Annotated in this window: 17 protein-coding genes; 6 read left to right on the top strand and 11 right to left on the bottom strand. The window is 71.5% G+C overall.

The genetic code is table 11. The features are described 5' to 3' along the window. Positions 1–109: 109 nt before the first annotated feature. The 4 genes from ACZ7P3_RS08070 to ACZ7P3_RS08055 are packed head-to-tail and all read left to right on the top strand — an operon-like array spanning position 110 to position 3,396. The gene (locus tag ACZ7P3_RS08070) at positions 110–1,366 is read left to right on the top strand and encodes an ABC transporter substrate-binding protein (RefSeq protein ID WP_472079814.1); all 1,257 of its coding nucleotides are present in this window, start codon (positions 110–112) and stop codon (positions 1,364–1,366) included. Beyond that, positions 1,363–2,265, top strand: a complete 903-nt coding sequence (locus ACZ7P3_RS08065) for a carbohydrate ABC transporter permease (protein WP_472079812.1) — start codon at positions 1,363–1,365, stop codon at positions 2,263–2,265. The genes ACZ7P3_RS08070 and ACZ7P3_RS08065 overlap by 4 nt, the downstream gene beginning before the upstream one ends. Next, a complete protein-coding gene (locus tag ACZ7P3_RS08060) occupies positions 2,258–3,091 on the top strand; it encodes a carbohydrate ABC transporter permease (RefSeq protein WP_472079810.1) in 834 nt (277 codons plus the stop codon). The genes ACZ7P3_RS08065 and ACZ7P3_RS08060 overlap by 8 nt, the downstream gene beginning before the upstream one ends. Positions 3,092–3,108: 17 nt before the next feature. Beyond that, positions 3,109–3,396: a hypothetical protein gene (locus tag ACZ7P3_RS08055; protein ID WP_472079808.1), complete on the top strand. Its 288-nt coding sequence runs from the start codon at positions 3,109–3,111 to the stop codon at positions 3,394–3,396. A gap of 112 nt (positions 3,397–3,508) precedes the next feature. Here the strand turns inward: ACZ7P3_RS08055 and ACZ7P3_RS08050 are convergent, their stop codons facing one another. From ACZ7P3_RS08050 to ACZ7P3_RS08015, 8 genes are all read right to left on the bottom strand, one after another. Beyond that, the gene (locus ACZ7P3_RS08050; protein WP_472079807.1) at positions 3,509–4,276 is read right to left on the bottom strand and encodes an SDR family NAD(P)-dependent oxidoreductase; all 768 of its coding nucleotides are present in this window, start codon (positions 4,274–4,276) and stop codon (positions 3,509–3,511) included. A gap of 102 nt (positions 4,277–4,378) precedes the next feature. Further along, positions 4,379–4,966 (bottom strand): TetR/AcrR family transcriptional regulator, encoded by a 588-nt coding sequence (locus ACZ7P3_RS08045; RefSeq protein WP_472079805.1) that lies wholly within the window; start codon positions 4,964–4,966, stop codon positions 4,379–4,381. 158 nt (positions 4,967–5,124) lie between these two features. Beyond that, entirely contained in the window at positions 5,125–5,475 is a 351-nt protein-coding gene (gene nirD, locus ACZ7P3_RS08040; RefSeq protein WP_472079803.1) for a nitrite reductase small subunit NirD, read from the bottom strand. Further along, entirely contained in the window at positions 5,472–8,093 is a 2,622-nt protein-coding gene (nirB, locus tag ACZ7P3_RS08035; RefSeq protein WP_472079801.1) for a nitrite reductase large subunit NirB, read from the bottom strand. The genes nirD and nirB overlap by 4 nt, the downstream gene beginning before the upstream one ends. 723 nt (positions 8,094–8,816) lie before the next feature. Then, complete coding sequence (locus ACZ7P3_RS08030) at positions 8,817–9,437, bottom strand: class F sortase (RefSeq protein WP_472079799.1); 621 nt, start codon at positions 9,435–9,437, stop codon at positions 8,817–8,819. 177 nt (positions 9,438–9,614) lie between these two features. Next, positions 9,615–10,136, bottom strand: coding sequence for a hypothetical protein (locus ACZ7P3_RS08025; RefSeq protein ID WP_472079797.1), 522 nt, complete (start codon positions 10,134–10,136; stop codon positions 9,615–9,617). 574 nt (positions 10,137–10,710) lie between these two features. Continuing rightward, positions 10,711–11,415, bottom strand: a complete 705-nt coding sequence (locus ACZ7P3_RS08020) for a TetR/AcrR family transcriptional regulator (protein WP_472080307.1) — start codon at positions 11,413–11,415, stop codon at positions 10,711–10,713. Positions 11,416–11,425: 10 nt separating this feature from the next. After that, entirely contained in the window at positions 11,426–11,629 is a 204-nt protein-coding gene (locus tag ACZ7P3_RS08015; RefSeq protein WP_472079795.1) for a hypothetical protein, read from the bottom strand. A gap of 107 nt (positions 11,630–11,736) precedes the next feature. On the opposite strand from ACZ7P3_RS08015, the gene ACZ7P3_RS08010 reads away from it, so the two are divergent. After that, positions 11,737–13,290, top strand: a complete 1,554-nt coding sequence (locus tag ACZ7P3_RS08010; protein WP_472079793.1) for an MFS transporter — start codon at positions 11,737–11,739, stop codon at positions 13,288–13,290. A 205-nt stretch (positions 13,291–13,495) separates the two neighbouring features. Here ACZ7P3_RS08010 and ACZ7P3_RS08005 read toward each other — a convergent pair whose 3' ends face one another. Next, positions 13,496–15,145: a M4 family metallopeptidase gene (locus ACZ7P3_RS08005; RefSeq protein WP_472079791.1), complete on the bottom strand. Its 1,650-nt coding sequence runs from the start codon at positions 15,143–15,145 to the stop codon at positions 13,496–13,498. A 151-nt stretch (positions 15,146–15,296) separates the two neighbouring features. On the opposite strand from ACZ7P3_RS08005, the gene ACZ7P3_RS08000 reads away from it, so the two are divergent. Then, positions 15,297–15,731, top strand: a complete 435-nt coding sequence (locus tag ACZ7P3_RS08000) for a gamma-glutamylcyclotransferase family protein (RefSeq protein ID WP_472079789.1) — start codon at positions 15,297–15,299, stop codon at positions 15,729–15,731. Position 15,732: 1 nt separating this feature from the next. Here the strand turns inward: ACZ7P3_RS08000 and ACZ7P3_RS07995 are convergent, their stop codons facing one another. Both ACZ7P3_RS07995 and ACZ7P3_RS07990 read right to left on the bottom strand, forming a co-directional pair. Then, positions 15,733–16,563 (bottom strand): arylamine N-acetyltransferase family protein, encoded by an 831-nt coding sequence (locus ACZ7P3_RS07995; protein WP_472079787.1) that lies wholly within the window; start codon positions 16,561–16,563, stop codon positions 15,733–15,735. A gap of 128 nt (positions 16,564–16,691) precedes the next feature. Then, entirely contained in the window at positions 16,692–17,369 is a 678-nt protein-coding gene (locus ACZ7P3_RS07990) for a SanA/YdcF family protein (RefSeq protein ID WP_472079785.1), read from the bottom strand. Between the last annotated feature and the right edge of the window lie 115 nt (positions 17,370–17,484).

The raw sequence follows: 17,484 nt of genomic DNA, 5'->3' as shown, positions 1-17,484 counted from the left end.
GGTGCGCGGACCTCACGGTGTGACACACGGCTGCAACGCCCCTTACGTAATCACGGCGCATGGTTGATCGTTGGGCCGTGCATCGATGACGAACGTCAGGGGGCACACGATGACGGGCATCAGCCGCAGGACGCTGCTGGCAGCCGGCGCGGGAGCCGGACTGCTCACCGCGTGCGGATCGAACACCGGGCGGGGCGGCGGGCACGACGGCGGAGGAGCCGCGCTGTCGCAGTGGTACCACCAGTACGGCGAGACGGGCACCCAGCAGGCCGTCCAGCGATACGCCGCCGCCTACAGGAAGGCGCACGTGAGCGTCCAGTGGCGGCCCGGCAACTACGACCAGCAGACCGCCGCCGCCCTGCTCACCGACTCCGGACCCGATGTCTTCGAGGTCAACGGGCCCACGCTCGACCAGATCCGGGCCGGTCAGGTCGTCGACCTCACCGATCTTCCGCACGGGGTCAGGGACGACTTCAACCCGGCCGTGCTCACGCCCAAGACGCACGACGGGAAGATCTGGGCCATCCCCCAGGTCATCGACATGCAGCTCCTCTACTACCGCAAGAGCCTGCTCGCGGACGCGGGAGTCCAGCCGCCCACCACCCTGGACGCCCTGGTCGACGCGGCCGGGAAGCTCACCGGCAGCAAGGTCAAGGGGCTGTTCCTCGGCAATGACGGGGGCGCCGGCGTCCTCGGCGGAACTCCCCTGTACGCCGCCGGACTTTCCCTGGTCACCGAGGACGGCAAGGCCGGCTTCGACGACCCCGCGGCCGCCCGCACCCTCGGCAAGCTGCACCGGCTGTACGCGGACGGGTCCCTCCTCCTCGGCGCTCCCGCCGACTGGTCCGACCCCTCCGCCCTCCTCCAGGGCCTGACCGCCATGCAGTGGTCGGGACTGTGGGCACTGCCCCAGGTGCGCAAGGAACTCGGCGACGACTTCGGGGTGCTCCCCTTCCCGCAGGACGGCCCGCACGGCCGGCCCTCGGTGCCCGTCGGCGCGTACGGCGCCGCCGTCAGCGCGCGCGGCAGGCACCGGGAGGCCGCCAAGGAGTACGTGAAGTGGCTGTGGGTCGAACGCACCGACTACCAGGAGGACTTCGCGCTCTCCTACGGCTTCCACATCCCGGCACGGACCTCCCTCGCGAAGAAGGCCGCCCGGCTGAGGTCGGGTCCGGCCGCCGACGCCGTCCGCCTCAGCACCGACCACGGCTATGCCCAGCCCCTGCTGTGGACCCCGGCCAGTCAGACCGCCTACCAGGACGCACTCAGCCGGATCATCAAGAACGGGGCCGCTCCCGACAACGAGCTGCGGGCCGTCGTACGGAAGGTGTCGGCCGAGCTCGACCGTGTGAAGAAGAAGCCGTGAGCAGGCGCAACGCCCTCTGGTTCTGGGTCTTCGTCGGACCCTTCGCCCTCGGGCTCGCCCTGTTCACCTACGTTCCGCTGCTGTGGAGCGTCGCACTCAGCTTCTTCGACGCGCACAACACCGTCACGCCCACGCACTTCGTCGTTCTGGACAACTACGCGGCGATGCTGGAGGACGACGCGTTCGTCGACAGCCTGAAGACCTTCCTGGTCTTCACCGCCTTCATCGTGCCCGCCACCTACGTCTTCTCGCTCTCCCTCGCCCTGATGGTCAACCGCATCGGGCGCGCCCGGGCCTTCTTCCGGTCCGTGTTCTTCCTGCCCGCCGCCTGCAGTTACGTCGTCGCGGCGCTCATCTGGAAGATGTCCCTCTTCAACGGGGTGCGGTTCGGGCTGGCCAACACCGTGCTGGGCTGGTTCGGCGGCGATCCCGTCGCCTGGCTGTCCACCACCGACCCGCCCTGGTACTGGCTGGTCATCGTCACCGTACGGCTGTGGCTCCAGGCCGGCTTCTACATGATCCTCTTCCTCGCCGGGCTCCAGCGGATCGACCCGGTGCTCTACGAGGCGGCCGCCGTGGACGGGGCCCGGCCCGGCTGGACCGTGCTGCGCCACATCACCCTGCCCCAGCTGCGGGCCACCTCGGTCGCGGTGGTGCTGCTCCTCGTCATCAACGCCTTCCAGGCCTTCGACGAGTTCTACAACCTGCTGTCCGACGCGCGGGGTTATCCGCCCTACGCCCGGCCGCCCCTGGTCTACCTCTACTACACGGCCCTCGGGCAGGGGCAGAACCTCGGACTGGGCAGCGCGGGGGCGGTGATCCTCGCGCTGGTCATCGCCGTCGTCACGGTGGGGCAGGCGCGGTGGCTGAGGCTGGGAAGGACGGACGCGGATGGATGACGCCCTGGTGCGGGCCGGGCGGGCCCTCAGGCTGGTGCTGCTGATCGCGCTGGCCCTGCTCTTCCTGATCCCCTTCTATCTGCTGGTCCGCAACGGCCTGTCGAGCGAGCAGGACATCACCTCGCCCCAATGGACCTTCTTCCCGCGCGAGTTGAGGTGGCGGAACGTCGGGGAGCTGTTCGACGACCCCGCCGTTCCCTTCGCCCGCTCCCTCCTCAACAGCGCGCTGATCGCCGTCGCGACCACACTCGGCACCCTGCTCCTCGCCTCCCTCGCGGGCTACGGCCTCGCCCGCATCCCCTACCGCCACGCGAACAAGGTCTTCTACGGCATCCTCGGCACGCTCCTGGTCCCGGCCGCCGTGACGTTCGTACCGAGCTTCGTCCTGGTGTCGTCGCTGGGCTGGATCTCCACGCTCCGCGGGCTGATCGTCCCGACCCTGTTCCCGGCGTTCGCCTGCTTCGTCTTCCGGCAGTACTTCCTGGGCTTTCCCCGGGAGCTGGAGGACGCGGCGCAGGTCGACGGGCTCGGCCCCTGGCGCACCTACTGGCTGGTCGTCGTGCCGAACGCCCGGCCGGTGTTCGCCGCCGTCGGGACCATCGTGTTCCTCGGCGCCTGGAACTCCTTCCTGTGGCCCCTGGTCATCGGGCAGGACCAGAGCGCCTGGACGGTGCAGGTGGCACTGTCGTCCTTCACCACGTCCCAGGTGATCCGCCTGCACGAACTGTTCGTCGCCGCGGCCGTGTCCGTCCTGCCACTGCTGCTGGTGTTCCTGTGCTTCCAGCGGTGGATCGTGGCGGGGGTGGAGCGGTCGGGGATCGACTAGGGCGTAGGGTTCCAGCCATGCGTTGCTGGATATGCGGCTCCGGCCGGCTGAGTCCGGTCGGGGAGCTCACCTCGAGCGAGAGAACGTACGAACGTCTGCGGCTCAAGTTCCGCCGGCCTGGAATCCTGAAGCCCCGGCCGACGTTCGATGCCGCACTCGCGCGGGCCTGCCGCGACTGCGGAGCCCTGTTTCCGTTCCTCACCGAGTACGACCGGGAGCAGCTGGATGCGGAGGCCGACGGCCTGGCCGATGTCGAAGGGGCCCCGCCGTACCCCTACGGTGCGGGCGACGGCTCCGGTCAGTGAACTCCCGCGCTGTCCCGGCCCGGTGAGCTCCCGCGCGGTACCGGCCCGGTGAACTCCCGTGCAGTTCGGACCGGTGAACCCCCGTACCGTTCCGGCCGGTGAACCCCCGCGCTCACAAGGAGCCGCCGCTGTCCACCACCAGATCGGTGCCGACCAGCGAGGCCGCGTCGTCGCAGGCCAGGTAGAGGACGGCGGCGGCGACCTCCTCGGTGGCGGAGATCCGGCCGAGCGGCAGGGTGGCCTTCGCGCGCTCGGACCGGCCCTGCTCCGACTCGCCCGGGCGCAGGGACATGGAGGTGGCCGTGGCGCCCGGACTGACCACGTTGATGCGGACGCCGTCGCCGATGTGGTCCAGGGCGGCACCCCGGCTGAGGGCGGTCACGGCGGCCTTGGTGGCGGAGTAGGCGGCGGCCCCGGGGGAGCCGGTGTGCCGGCCGAACGTGGAGGACACGTTGACGATCGCGCCGCCCGAGGGCTGGGTGCGCATCTGGCGGATCTGCGCCTGGAGGGCCAGATGGACACCGGTGACGTTGATGGCGAGCTGGGTGTGCCAGTCGTCCTCCGGCAGCTCGGCGAGGGGCTGTCCGCCCCGGAAGACGCCGGCGTTGTTGACGGCCACGTCGAGCGAACCGAACCTCTCGACGGCGGCCCGGACCAGCGCCTCGGCGTCGGCGGCTCGGGAGACGTCGGCCGGCACCGCGAGGGCCTTGCCGCCCCCCTCCTCGATCAGCCGGACGGTCTCGTCCAGAAGCTCCGGACGGCGCCCGGCGACGACCACCTGGGCACCTTCCGCCGCGAAGGCGAGTGCCACGGCGCGGCCGATGCCGGAGCCGGCGCCGGTGACGAGGGCGGTCCTGCCGGTGAAACGGGTGGTGGTCATGATCTCCCCTTTTTCTTGACCGATCGGTTCAGTATGAGAGCGTGGCGCACGCCCCTCGACGGTGGGGCGTACGGGACGGCGGGACTTGTCGGACGGCGGGGCCTATCGGTCGAGCAGCGCCAGTGCCTGCTGCGCCGCGTCCCGGACCCGGGCCGGGTCCGCGGACGCCTTGCCGACCACCCGCAGGCCCTGCATCAGCACCAGCAGCATGCGGGCGAGCGGGAGCGGGTCGTGCCCGGCGGTCAGCTCACCCTGGGCCTTGGCGCGCACCAGCGCCGAGTGCAGCACGGTCTCGATGTGGTCCCAGTTGCGCTCGACCTGCCGTGTGGCGGCCGGATCGTGCGGGGCCAGCTCGGCCGCCGTGTTGGTCACCAGGCAGCCGTTCCTGCGCAGCTGGTCATCGGCGGCCTCGGCCGCGAACCGTCCGACGAGTGCCCGGACGGCGGGCAGGGCGGGGCCCGGCTGGGACAGTTCGTGCACGATCCGGGCCAGGCCCGACTGCTCGTAGCGGTCCAGTGCCTTCAGATACAGCTCGTGCTTGTTCCCGAAGGTCGCGTACAGGCTTGCCCTGCCGATGCCCAGGTGCTCCACCAGGTCGGTCATCGACGTCGCCTCGTAGCCGCGCCGCCAGAACAGCTCCAGGGCTGACTGCAGCGCGGCGTCCGGGTCGAATTCCTTGGTCCTGGCCACGTGACGCAGCCTAGTTCTTTCTGGAACGCTTGGTCAAGATCGTTCGGTAGGCATCGTTCGGTCGAGATCGTTCGATCGGGAGCGGCCGGTCGGGATCAGCCGGTCCGGAACAGCCGGTCGGGATCAGTCGATCGAGGTCGGCCGGCCGAGGCCGGCTGTCACGCGGTCCGCACCCCGTACGTGGCGATGCGTACCGACCCGTCGTCCAGGCACTGCCCGGTCTCCAGGTCGAAGCGCTGCTTGAGCAGCGGGGACGCCACGAACGGCCGGCCCTGCAGGGTGCCGGTCAGGCCCCGGGAGAGGACGGCCGCGCCGCCGAACGGGTCGCGGTTGTCGATCGCGTACAGGGTGCCGTTCCGGTCGCGGAAGAGGGCGGCCTGGCGGCCGTCGGGCAGCAGCGCCGCCAGGCCCCGGCCGGGGAGCAGCCGGCTCAGGTCGCAGACCGTGAACCAGCCGTCCGCCAGCCGGAGCTGGACCTTCAGACCGGTCGTCTCGGGTGCCAGGGTCATCGCTGGGCGCTTCCTTCCAGTGCGTCTTCCAGGGGGCGGCGGCCGATGGCGAGCAGCGGCAGGTCGGGCTTCATCTGGCCGCGCTCGGGGACGAAGGCGACCACCGGGTCCGGGGTGTCCGGGGCGTTCACGAAGGACACGAACCGGGCCAGCTTCTCGGGGTCTTCGATGGTCTCGGCCCACTCGTCGCGGTAGTGCGCGACGTGCGCGGCCATCAGGGACTCCAGCTCCCCGCAGATGCCGAGGGAGTCCTCCACGACCACCTCGCGCACATGGTCCAGGCCGCCCGGAATCCGCTCCAGCCAGGCCGAGGTGCGCTCCAGCCGGTCGGCGGTGCGGATGTAGAACATCAGGAACCGGTCGATCAGGCGGACCAGTCCGGCGTCGGAGAGGTCCTGGGCCAGCAGGTCCGCATGGCGCGGGGTGGCGCCGCCGTTGCCGCCGACGTAAAGGTTCCAGCCGCCTGCGGTGGCGATGACGCCGAAGTCCTTCGACTGGGCCTCCGCGCACTCGCGGGCGCAGCCGGAGACGGCGGACTTGAGCTTGTGGGGCGACCTGAGCCCCCGGTAGCGCAGCTCCAGGTCGATCGCCATGCGGACCGAGTCCTGGACGCCGTAGCGGCACCAGGTCTGCCCGACGCAGGACTTCACCGTGCGCAGCGACTTGCCGTAGGCGTGCCCGGACTCGAAGCCCGCGTCCACCAGGCGGGCCCAGATCAGCGGGAGCTGTTCCACGCGCGCCCCGAACATGTCGATCCGCTGGCCTCCGGTGATCTTCGTGTAGAGGCCGAAGTCCCGGGCGATCTCGCCGATCACGATCAGCTTCTCGGGCGCGATCTCCCCGCCCGGGATGCGCGGCACGACCGAGTACGAGCCGTTCTTCTGCAGGTTGGCGAGGAAGTGGTCGTTGGTGTCCTGCAGGGCCGCCTGCTCGCCGTCGAGGACGTAACCGCTCGCGCCGATCGCCGGGGCGAGCGAGGCGATGACCGAGGCCACGGCCGGCTTGCAGACCTCGCAGCCCTCGCCGCCCCGGGCGTCCTCGCGCCCGTAGCGGTCCAGCAGCTCCTGGTACGAGGTGATGCGCAGGGCCAGGACGATCTCGTACAGCTCCTCGCGGGTCTGCGCGAAGCATCCGCACAGGCCCTTGTCGACCTCGATGCCGGACGCCTCCAGCTCGGCGGTGACCAGCTGGCCGAGCACCTTCACACAGCTCCCGCAGCCGGTACCGGCCCTGGTGCACTTCTTGACCTCGGGCACGGTGGTGCACCGGTGCTCGGTGACCGCGCCGCGGATCGTTCCCTTGCTGACGTTGTGGCAGGAGCAGACGATCGCCTCGTCCGGCAGCGCGGACGGGCCGAGCCGGGCCCCCGCGCCGGCCCCGGCGGGCAGCACCAGGGACTCGGGCGGGACCGGCGGCACCGACCCCGTCAGCGCGCGCAGGATGCCGTACGCCTCCGCGTCGCCGACCAGGACGCCGCCGAGCAGCGTGCCGTCCCGGCCGATGACCAGCTTCTTGTACAGGCCCGCGCGGGAGTCGGAGTAGACGACGTCCAGGCAGCCCTCGGCCGTGCCGTGCGCGTCACCGAAGGAGGCCACGTCGACGCCCAGCAGCTTCAGCTTGGTCGACAGGTCGGCGCCGGTGAAGGACGCCTCGTCCGCGGCGATGGTCGCGGCTGCCGTCTCCGCCTGCTCGTAGCCGGGCGCGACCAGGCCGTACACCCGGCCGTCCGCCGCCAGCGCGCACTCGCCGATCGCGAACACCTGCGGATCGGTGACCGTACGGCACTGCTCGTCGACGGTGATGCCGCCGCGCTCGCCGACCGCCAGGCCCGCCTCGCGGGCCAGCTGGTCACGGGGGCGGACCCCGGCGCTGAACACCACCATGTCGGAGGCGAGTCCGGATCCGTCGGAGAGCTTCATGCCGGTGACGGCACCGTCCGGGCCGACCACGATCTCCTGCGTGCCCACGCCCGTGTGCACGGTCAGGCCCATGTCCTCGATGGTGCGCAGCAGCGCGGCGCCGCCGCCCTCGTCCACCTGCACCGGCATCAGCCGGGGCGCGAACTCCACGATGTGCGCGTCGAGTCCGAGACCCTTCAGCGCGCCCGCGGCCTCCAGGCCGAGCAGGCCGCCGCCGACCACCGCACCCGTCGTGGCCCCCGACTTCGCGTACGCCTCGATCGCGAGCAGGTCCTCGATGGTGCGGTAGACGAAGCAGCCCTCGGCGTCCTTGCCCGGCACCGGCGGCACGAACGGGTAGGAGCCGGTGGCGAGGACGAGGACGTCGTAGCCGACGGTCAGGCCGGAACGGGCCGTCACGGTGCGCGCGCCGCGGTCGATCGCCTCCGCCGGGTCGCCCACAAGCAGCTCGATGCCGTGCGCGGCGATGAACTCCCGGTCCGTCAGGGACAGTTCCTCAGGGGTCCGGCCGGAGAAGTACGAGGTGAGCTGCACGCGGTCGTAGGCCGGACGCGGTTCCTCGCACAGGACGACCACGCGGTGCGTGGCGGTCAGGCCGCGCCCGGCGAGCGCTTCGAGGAAGCGCTGGCCGACCATGCCGTGGCCGACGAGCACGATCGTGGGGCGGGGCCGGTCCCCCACAGGTGCGGTCGTGGACATCAGGAGCCTCCGTCGTTGGTGAGCAGGTGGAGCAGGTGGAGCAGGTGGAGCAGGTGGAGCAGGTGGAGCAGGTGGAGCAGGTGGAGCAGGTGGAGCAGATGGAGCAGGTGGAGCAGGTGGAGCGGGTGGAGCGGGGGCCGGCGGCGGGGAGTGGCTCTGGGGGCGCGTCGGCGAGCCGCACTACGTCGTCGCCGGGGCGGGCCCCGGTCTCACCGAACGCGGCGAGGCCGGAGGGGGAGCCGGGACCGGTGAGGGCCGGCCGGGCCGGGGAGCGGGTGCCGGTGCAGCGGGCGTTCGCGCCGCCCGGGAGGAACGCGGCGAGGGTGTCGGCCTGTTCGAGGGCCGGGGCGGCGAGGCCTTGGGCCGGCGCCGATCACCACCACACACGCATTCGAGGTCATGCACCGCAGCGTGCGGCTCCGACGTTACCCGGCCGCATCACCCCTGTTTCTCATGGGGAACGCTGCCCTCAGCAGGGGCGGGCCGGGGGTGTGAGGGTCCTGGGCGAGCGCCGGAGAGGGCTGTGAGGCGCGGTTTCGCAAAAGCGCTTCAGGGCGCTTCGGCGCGCTTCAGGGCTCGGCAGGACTCTTCAGGGCTGGGCAGGGCAGGGCCGGGCTGGGCAGGGATGGGCAGGGCAGGGCCAGGCTGGGCAGGGATGGGCTGGGCAGGGATGGGCAGGGCTGGGCAGGGCTGGGCTCGGGGGAGACGACGGCGCACCGAGGCTCAGCGGCCGCCGGTGAGGTGCGCGAAGACCACCACGTTGCCCTGGTAGCCCGTGGCCTTCGAATAGCCGCCGCCGCAGGTGATGACCCGCAGCTCGGGGCGCTCGGCCGCGCCGTACACCTTCTCGTCGGGGAAGTTCCGGGCCGCGTACACCTCCACCGCGTCCACCGTGAACACGGCCACGGAGCCGTCCCGGCGGTCGACCTCGATGACGGCGCCCCGCTTCAGGGCACCGAGGTCGTAGAAGACGGCCGGGCCCTCGGTGTTGTCGACATGGCCCGCGACGATCGCGGTGCCGGTCTCGCCGGGCATCGTGCCGGCCTCGTACCAGCCGGCGAGGTTCTTCTCCTTGGCGGGCGGCACGTCCAGGCTTCCGGCGCGGGTGAGGGCGAGGCCCATCAGCGGGGCGTTCACGCGGATCGCGGGGATGCGGATACGGGTGGGCGGCGACGGTTCCAGCGCGGGGGACGCGAGCCGTTCCTCGCCGGGCTCGGGCCGGCCCTCCGCGGCCGACGGCTGCGGCGGGGCGTGCGTCCCGGAGCCGGCGCCGAGCAGCCACACCCCCGAGCCGAGGGCGACGACGGTGACGGCGGCTATCGCGGTGTCCCCGATCCTGCGCATACGAACCCCTCTCCCGGAGACGGACTCCCGCGAGGTGGGACCCGGGCGGGTCCCCGAGACGGACCACGGCTGGTCTCTGACGAGCTGATCCCCTGCCCCCTCCGGGCCGCGAGGGGCGTCGGACCCGGAGGGGGCGGGGCTGTGCGGTACCGGCGGACGGACAGCGGAGGGTGTCCGTCAGATCCCGTCGCCTCTCGCCCGGCGATGCAGGAGCCAGGTACCGCCCGCGGCGGCGACGGCCAGCGCCGTCACACCCGCCGCGGTCTGTGCGGGGTCGGAGCCGAGTGCGCCGCCGACCCCCGTCTTCACGCTTCCTCGCGGCTGCACCTGCTCGTGCACCGCGTTCAACGACACCACCAGGTCCCCCGCGACCTGCTGGGTGCCCTCCGCGCACTTGGCGACGATCTCGTACGTCCCCGGCTGCGCGCTCGGCGGCACCCGGAACTGGCCGATCGCCTCGCCCTCGTGCGTGCTGGGCGCCAGCGGGAAGGTCCCGGCGCCGACCGCGCCGGCGTCCCCGAGCGCCGTGCCCTTCTGCCCGCACGCCGCCGTGTTCACCGTGACCTGACTGCCCGGCACCGTGGTCGACGGATACACCTGCAGGATGCCGGTGCTGCCGCCGTAGGCCGGTGCCGCGGCGAGACCCGCCGTGGCCACGGCGAGTGCGGTACCGGTCAGCAGGCGGGCGGTGTGTCGCATGGTGCTCCCCAGAGCTTGTCCGACTCGTTGATCCGACTCGTTCAGGGGGCGCGTCCCCTGCCCTACCGAGGTAAGTGGCACTCGGGCCGTACCGCTTGCTGAAACAACGTCAGGAACGTGGTGAACGGGTGGCGTCCACGACCCCCACACGGCGTAGCGGCGTCGCGTTACGGCTGGTCATGGGGCGTGCGGGAGGGGACCGCCGAAGACAACACGAATGGAGGGGCGGCCACCGGTGAACGGGTGACCGCGGCATACGCGGTGTGCGTGGCGTTCAAGGCATACGCGGCTTGCGTGGTGCGCGTGGCGTTCAAGGCATGCGTGGGCCTGCGTGCTGTGCGCGGCGTTCAAGGCATACGTGGCCTGCATGGCGTGCGCAGTTCGTGCGTCACGTCCGCGGTGAACCGCTGCTCCGCCTCCCGCCGCCGTTGCAGGGGCGCGGCCATCCTGTCGACGGCGGCGCCGAGTTCGGCCACCTCGTCCCGTCCGCCCGGCGGTCCGTCGCCGGGCCGGCGCCGTCCCGAGGATCGGGAAACGCGCCGGATCGGGCTGATCCGGGACGAGGGACCCGGGACTACTGCGGCAGTCGCAGGGACAGTCCGTCGAGGACGACCTCCAGGGCGTACCGGAACTTGGCCTCGCGGAACTCGGCGGGGTCCTCGGCCGCCGCGCCGGCCTCGACGTAGGGGTCGGCGAGATGGTCGTGGGCCGCCGCGGCCTGCTGGGCGGCGGGCAGCAGCCGGGCGATGAAGCCGGCCTCGGTCTCGCCGGAGCGGGCGACCGTGGTGAGCCATGCGGCCTCGGTGGTGCTCATGCCGATCGTGTAGGACAGCACCGCGTCGATAGCGCCGTTGGGCTCGGGGAAGCCGATCGCCGTGAAGAGCGCGGCGAGCCGCTCGGAGAAGGCCATGAGGTTCGGGCCGAGGTAAGCGAGGCCGGCCTGGCCGAGCACCGAGGACACCCACGGGTGCCGCAGTGCCGTCGCGCGGAAGGAGGCCGCCGCCTCGATGACGGCGGCCCGCCAGTCGGGGCTGTCGGCGGGAGGTACGTGGATCTCGGCGGCGACCTCGTCCACGGCCAGCTCCATCAGCTCGTCCTTGGTGGCGACGTGCCGGTAGAGGGAGGTCGCGCCGGCGTTCAGGCGGGCGGCGAGCTTGCGCATGCTCAGCGCCTCGATGCCGTCCGAGTCCAGCATGGCGATCGCCTCGCGCACGATCGCGTCCCGGCTGAGCGCCGGCTGATCCGGCGCGGGCTGCCGGCGCGCCCACACGGAGGGGATGGGGTTCGGCTCAGGCGTCGATCCCGGCTTCGGCTCCGGTGTCGATCCCGGCTTCGGTGTCGGCTTCGGCTTCGGTGTCGATCCCGGCTTCGGTGTCGGCTTCGGCCTCGCGTCGGCGGCCATGGCGCTCCTCGGGGTTTTCAGGGGCGTTCGGTGCGTACATCGTGCGCAGCCAGCGTACAGCGAACAAGGGTTGCGCACACTGTTCCGCCATGCGTACAGTGTTCGCAGGACAAGGAACGGTGTTCGCATCACCGGAACACCGTTCGCATCCTTGGTCTCCAGTGTGCACAGTCCGGTGCAGCCGAAAGGAAAACCCCGATGGAAACCCGCAACCCACGTCGCTGGTGGATCCTCGTCGTGCTGTGCCTGAGCACACTGGTCCTGGTGATCGACAGCATGGCGCTCACCGTGGCGGTGCCCTCGATGACCGAGGACCTCGGCGCGAGCGCCCAGGACGTCCAGTGGATCCTCGACTCCTACGTCCTGGTCTTCGCCGGCCTGCTGCTCACCTCCGGCAGCCTCGGGGACCGCTTCGGCCGCCGGAAGGTGATGCTGATCGGCCTGCTGCTCTTCGGCGCCGCCTCACTGGCGGGGACGTTCGCCGCGGACCCGGGCCAGGTCATCGCCCTGCGGATCGCGATGGGCGTCGGCGGGGCGCTGATCATGCCGTCCACCCTCTCCATCCTCATCACCGTCTTCGACGAGGAGGAGCGCGGCAAGGCGATGGCGGCCTGGGGGTCGGTGTCGATGCTCGGCCTGGTGGGCAGCCCGGTGCTGGGCGGAGTGCTCATCGACCACTTCTCCTGGCACTCGATCTTCTTCCTCAACGTCCCGGTCGTCGCGCTGGCCGTCATCGCGGGTGTGACCCTCATGCCCGAGTCGAAGGCGCCGTGGCAGAAGTCCGACCCGCTGGGTGCGGTGCTGTCCGCGGCCGGGATGACCGCGCTGGTCTGGTGGATCATCGAGATTCCGCAGCACGGTGCCTTCGGCGGCCGTTCCCTGGTCGGTCTGACGGTCGCGGTCGTCGCCCTCGCCGGCTTCGTGGTCTGGGAGAACGTCACCACGTCCCCGATGGTCCCGCTGGTCCTCTTCAAGCACCGCAACTTCAGCGGCGGTTCGCTCTCCCTGGCCCTGGTCCAGATCGGCAACGGCGGTCTGCTGCTGGTCCTCACCCAGTACCTGCAGTTCGTCCTCGGCTACTCGCCCATCAAGGCGGGCCTGGCCTTCCTGCCGCTGGCCGTCACCGCGATCATCGGCAACACGGCGGGCGTGAAGCTGGCCGCGAAGATCGGCGACCGCTTCGTGATCCTGACCGGCATGCTGATCATGGTGGCCTGCTTCGCCCTGCTCACCACCGTCGACGCCGACTCCGGCTTCACCGTGCCGGCGATCGCCCTGGGGCTGCTCGGCCTCGGTGCCGGTGCGGCCATGCCGGCGGCGGTCGGCGCGCTGATGGGCACGATCCCGCCGGAGAAGGCGGGCGTCGGCTCGGCCCTGAACGACACCATCCAGCAGTCCGGCACCGCCCTCGGTATCGCGATCCTCGGCTCACTGCTCACCAGCGGTTACACGGACCGGATGCCCGCCGACGCTCCCGCCCAGGCCCGCCAGTCCATCGCCGGAGCGGTCACCACGGCCCACCCGGCCCTCGCCCGGGCGGCCCGCGAGGCCTTCACCTCGTCGATGTCCACCACCTTCACGGTCAGCGCCGTGGGCGTCCTGGCGGCGGCGGTCCTGGCCACGCTGGTGATGCGGGACGCCAAGCCGGAGCGCCCGGAACAGGCGAACCAGGCGAACCAGGTGGACCAGGTGGACCAGGCGGACCAGGTGGAGGAGCCCCCGTCGGAGCAGCAGCCGGAGCCGGCCGCCTGACCTGCCCCGCGCCTCGCACGGCGCAAGGCCGGCACTCCACGGAGCGCCGGCCTTGCGTCGTACTCCCTCGTCACCGCCCTGAGGGGGGAGCCCGTACGGGTTCGTGCCGTGCCGACGAGCCTGGCGCCGGGCCGTTCCCCCGTGCCCCCGTGCGGCCGCCCCGGCCAGATGGCCGGGACGGCCGCGAAACCCCTTTGGAACAGGGTCAGTTGACGTTCACTGCGCTCCATGCCGCGGCCACCGCGTTGTACTCCGTGCTGCCCGCGCCGTAGAGGTCCTTGGCCGCGTTCAGGGTGGCCGTCCGGGCGGCCTTGTAGTTCGTGGAGGACGTCATGTAGACGGTCAGCGCCCGGTACCAGATCTTGCCGAGCTTGTCCCGGCCGATGCCGGTGACCGTCGAGCCGTTGTAGGTCGGCGAGTCGTAGCTGACCCCGTTGATGGTCTTCGCGCCGCTGCCCTCCGCGAGCAGGTACGCGAAGTGGTTGGCGACGCCCGACGAGTAGTGGACGTCGAGGTTCCCGACCGACGAGCTCCAGTAGTCGGCGGAGTTACCGTCCTTGGAGGGCTTGTCCATGAAGCGGAGGGCGGGCTTGCCGAAGCCGGGGCGGACGATCTCCTCGCCGATGAGGTAGTCACCGGGGTCGGAGGGGTTGTTCGCGTACCACTCGACCATCGTGCCGAGGATGTCCGAGGTGGCCTCGTTGAGCCCGCCGGACTCGCCCGTGTAGGCCAGCGCGGCCGTCTTGGAGGTGACCCCGTGGCTCATCTCGTGGCCGGCCACGTCCAGCGCGACCAGCGGCCCGAACGTCGTGCCGTCACCGTCGCCGTACGTCATGCAGAAGCAACTGTCGTCCCAGAAGGCGTTGTTGTAGTTGCTGCCGTAGTGGACGCGGTTGTACGAGCCCTTGCCGTCCCCGGCGATGCCGCTGCGGCCGTGGACGTTCTTGTAGTAGTCCCAGGTCTCGTCGGTGCCGTACTGGGCGTCGACGGCGGCCGAGGAGCGGTCGGCGTTGCTGCCCGTGCCCCAGTGGTTGTCGGCGTCCGTGAACAGGGTCGCGGGGGCCCGGACGAAGCAGATGCCGAAGAAGCACAGGTCGGTCTTGTTCTCCGCGTCACCGGTGTAGGTGTTGCCGCGGGTCGGGTCCTTCAGCTGGTACGACGACCCGGACTGGGTCGTCTCCAGCGGAACGGTGCCGCCGTAGAGCGACTGGCCGTCGCCGGCGGCCGTCTCGATGCTGTCCCAGGCGTCGATCTGGGCGCCGGTGCGGGCGTCGGTCAGCACCGTCCGGGCGACCGGGTTGCCGAGCGAGTCCTGGCCGACGGCGTTGGTGCGCCAGGCCAGCTTCGGGGTGCCGTGCAGCGCGTCGACCACCAGTTCCGGCTTGGCCTTGACCTTCCTCAGGGTCTCGCCGAGGTTGGCGGCGCGCAGGGCGTTCACCGCGAGGTCGGCGGCCTTGGGGCCCGGCACCGCGGGGACGACCGAGGACAGGGATATGAGGTTTCTCGTCGCCCGGTCGGCGCTGCGGTAGGAGCCGTTCGGTGCCAGGTGGACCACGAAGTCGCCGCCGAGCACCGGGAGTCGGTGGTAGGTGCGGTCGTAGCGGACGTGCTGGGTGCCGTCCTTGTCCACGATCACGTCCCGGACGCTCGTGCCCTGGACGGCGGTCAGACCGAGGCTCGCGGCGTGTGCCACGAGGGCGGACGCGGCGTTCTCGACGGCTCCGGCCCGAGTCGGTCTGCCGTCGGCGTGGGCGGCGGGGGAGAGCGCGGCGGCGAGCAGGGCGGCGGTGGTGGCGGCGACGCCGGCGGTGGCGAGACGACGGGATCCTCGGACATGCTGACGTATCCGGCTCATCTGTCTCCTTGGGGGAGGCGCCTTGGAGGCGTGGGGGTGGCGCTGATGCCGCCAGCGATTTAAGAACGCCTCACATGTCATGTCCATAGCAGTGACATGGAGATGTGCATGGGGATGTGTGAGGGGCCGGCGGGGGTGAAGAATCGTTTCTGTGATCACTCCGGAGCCCCGAGAGCCGCTGCCCTTCTTCGTCTACGGCACCCTCCGCCCCGGCGAGGCGAACCACGACCTGCTCCTGCGCGGCCGCGTCCGGACCGAGCAGCCCGGCCGCCTTCCGGGTGCGGTGCTCTACGACGGCCCCGGCTATCCGTACGCCGTCGAGGAACCCGGGGCAGGACCGGTCAGCGGCGAACTGGTCACCGCACTCCCGCAGACGTACGGCCCGTTGCTCACCGAACTGGACCGGCTGGAGGAGTACGTCCCCGGCGACCCGCGCAACCTCTACGAGCGTGTCGCCCGGTACGTCGTACGCACCGACGGCACCGCCGTACGGGCCTGGGTGTACCTCGCCGCCCCCGGCGTCGCCGTCCGGCTGCGGGCCCGGGGACGGCTGATCGAGGGCGGCGACTGGCTGGCCCGCCGCTGAATCAGCCCAGCAGCCTGAACCCCTCGGGCACGGCGATCCCGAACTCCTCCTCCACCACGCGCCGCGCCTCCGCCTCCCCGGCGAGCTTGCGCTCGGTCACCGTGCCGTCGGCACGCGTCTCGACCAGCCGGGCGCCGTCGAGGGCGAGATGGCGGTCGGGGGTGGTCCGCTGGAGGTAGGGGCGCTGGGTGAAGGGAGAGCGGGGGTTGGTGCCGACATGCCAGTTGAACACCTCGAAGTCGGGCGCGGTGAACGGCTCCAGCGTGAACGCGTACTGGCTCACGAAGTCCCGCGCGTCCCGGTCGTACGCCTGCAGCGCCCACAGCTCCAGCGGCCCGCCGTGCGGCAGGTGCACGAGCCGGTGCCGGCGCCCGCCGCCCTCGTACTCCACGCCGGCCGTCAGCGGCACCGGCTGCAGCAGCGCGCCGGCCGCCCCGAACCCGACGTCCGCCAGATACGGCTGCGGGTCACCGGGCACCTCCACCCGCAGCATCATGTGCGTCCGCGGCCGGCTCTCCACGGTCTCGGCCCCCAGCACCACTCGTCCGGCCAGGCCCGTCACCCCGAAACCGAGTGCCTGGAGTGCCAGCCTGAGCAGGGTGTTCTGCTCGTAGCAGTAGCCGCCGCGCCGGCTGCGGACCAGCTTGGCCACCAGGTCGGCGGGAGCGAGCGACGGAGCCCTGCCGGACACGGGGTCCAGGTTCTCGAACGGGAAGGACAGGGCGTGCGCCAGGTGCACGCCCCGCAAGGTCGCCGTATCGGCCCGCCTGCCGCCCTCCCATCCGATGCGCTCCAGGTAGGCGTCGAGGTCGAACTGCTCGGTGTCGGACATACCCCGAAGCTACGCGAGCCCCGCCGGCCCCGGCGGCGTCCCACGGACGGAACCCGGCTCCTCCTGTGGTCCCAGGCCCCGGCGCATGCGCACGTACCGGCGCCGGGAGCGGGCATCGTGAGGCGTGGTCAGTTTCCGCCGGCGAGCGCCCGGGCCACCCCGGGCTCCTGGGGCCCGAGGAACGTGGGGGCCGGATGGAACACCGCGTCCAGCACCGCCTTGCCCGCCGCGAACACCTCGCGGGTGCCGCCGTAGTACCAGGTCGCATCGTGTTTCGCGTCCACTCCGACCCCGTACGAATCCACCCCGGCCGCCTCGCACAGCGCCACCGCCCGCCGGATGTGGAAGCCCTGGCTGATCAGTACGGCCCGGTGCACTCCGAAGATCTTCCGGGCCCGCACGCAGGAGTCCCAGGTGTCGAAACCGGCGTAGTCGCTGACGATCCGCGCGTCCGGCACCCCGTGCTTCTTCAGGTAGGCACGCATGGCGTCCGGCTCGTCGTAGTCCTTGCGGCTGTTGTCCCCGGTGACGAGCACGACCTTGATCCTGCCCGCCCGGTACAGCTTCGCCGCCGCGTCCAGCCGGTGCGCGAGGTACGGCGACGGCTCCCCCTGCCACAGCCCGGCCCCGAAGACGACGGCGACCTCGGTGCGCGGCGCGTCGGCCGTCGTCCGCAGCCGGTCCGCCGTCGACACGAACAGCCAGGCGGACGGCAGCAGTGCCAGCACACATCCGGCCATCACGGCCTGCACCAGCCGCCGCTGCCCCTTGCGGGTGCGCGGCAGCCGCGGTCGACGGATCTTCATGCGGTCCCCCATGGATCGGTTCCGATCTTTGAGGACGCCGAGGACGACGATCCGGTTTCGCCTCACATCGTGCATCCGTGCGACGTGAACCCACGGAAAATACCCGTGACGGCGC

This window comes from Streptomyces sp. NPDC107581 (assembly GCF_055657175.1).
The sequence above is the reverse complement of the archived record's forward strand: the minus strand, read 5'-3'. Positions and strand labels throughout refer to the sequence as shown.

Bases quoted from the DNA above. Each gene is read 5' to 3' on its own strand.
- ACZ7P3_RS08070 (WP_472079814.1), top strand. From the start codon at position 110: ATGACGGGCATCAGCCGCAGGACGCTGCTGGCAGCCGGCGCGGGAGCC.
- ACZ7P3_RS07995 (WP_472079787.1), bottom strand. From the start codon at position 16,563: ATGTCCGACACCGAGCAGTTCGACCTCGACGCCTACCTGGAGCGCATC.
- ACZ7P3_RS08060 (WP_472079810.1), top strand. From the start codon at position 2,258: ATGGATGACGCCCTGGTGCGGGCCGGGCGGGCCCTCAGGCTGGTGCTG.
- nirB (WP_472079801.1), bottom strand. From the start codon at position 8,093: ATGTCCACGACCGCACCTGTGGGGGACCGGCCCCGCCCCACGATCGTG.
- ACZ7P3_RS08055 (WP_472079808.1), top strand. From the start codon at position 3,109: ATGCGTTGCTGGATATGCGGCTCCGGCCGGCTGAGTCCGGTCGGGGAG.
- ACZ7P3_RS08025 (WP_472079797.1), bottom strand. From the start codon at position 10,136: ATGCGACACACCGCCCGCCTGCTGACCGGTACCGCACTCGCCGTGGCC.
- ACZ7P3_RS08030 (WP_472079799.1), bottom strand. From the start codon at position 9,437: ATGCGCAGGATCGGGGACACCGCGATAGCCGCCGTCACCGTCGTCGCC.
- nirD (WP_472079803.1), bottom strand. From the start codon at position 5,475: ATGACCCTGGCACCCGAGACGACCGGTCTGAAGGTCCAGCTCCGGCTG.
- ACZ7P3_RS08010 (WP_472079793.1), top strand. From the start codon at position 11,737: ATGGAAACCCGCAACCCACGTCGCTGGTGGATCCTCGTCGTGCTGTGC.
- ACZ7P3_RS08050 (WP_472079807.1), bottom strand. From the start codon at position 4,276: ATGACCACCACCCGTTTCACCGGCAGGACCGCCCTCGTCACCGGCGCC.
- ACZ7P3_RS07990 (WP_472079785.1), bottom strand. From the start codon at position 17,369: ATGAAGATCCGTCGACCGCGGCTGCCGCGCACCCGCAAGGGGCAGCGG.
- ACZ7P3_RS08015 (WP_472079795.1), bottom strand. From the start codon at position 11,629: ATGGCGGAACAGTGTGCGCAACCCTTGTTCGCTGTACGCTGGCTGCGC.
- ACZ7P3_RS08005 (WP_472079791.1), bottom strand. From the start codon at position 15,145: ATGAGCCGGATACGTCAGCATGTCCGAGGATCCCGTCGTCTCGCCACC.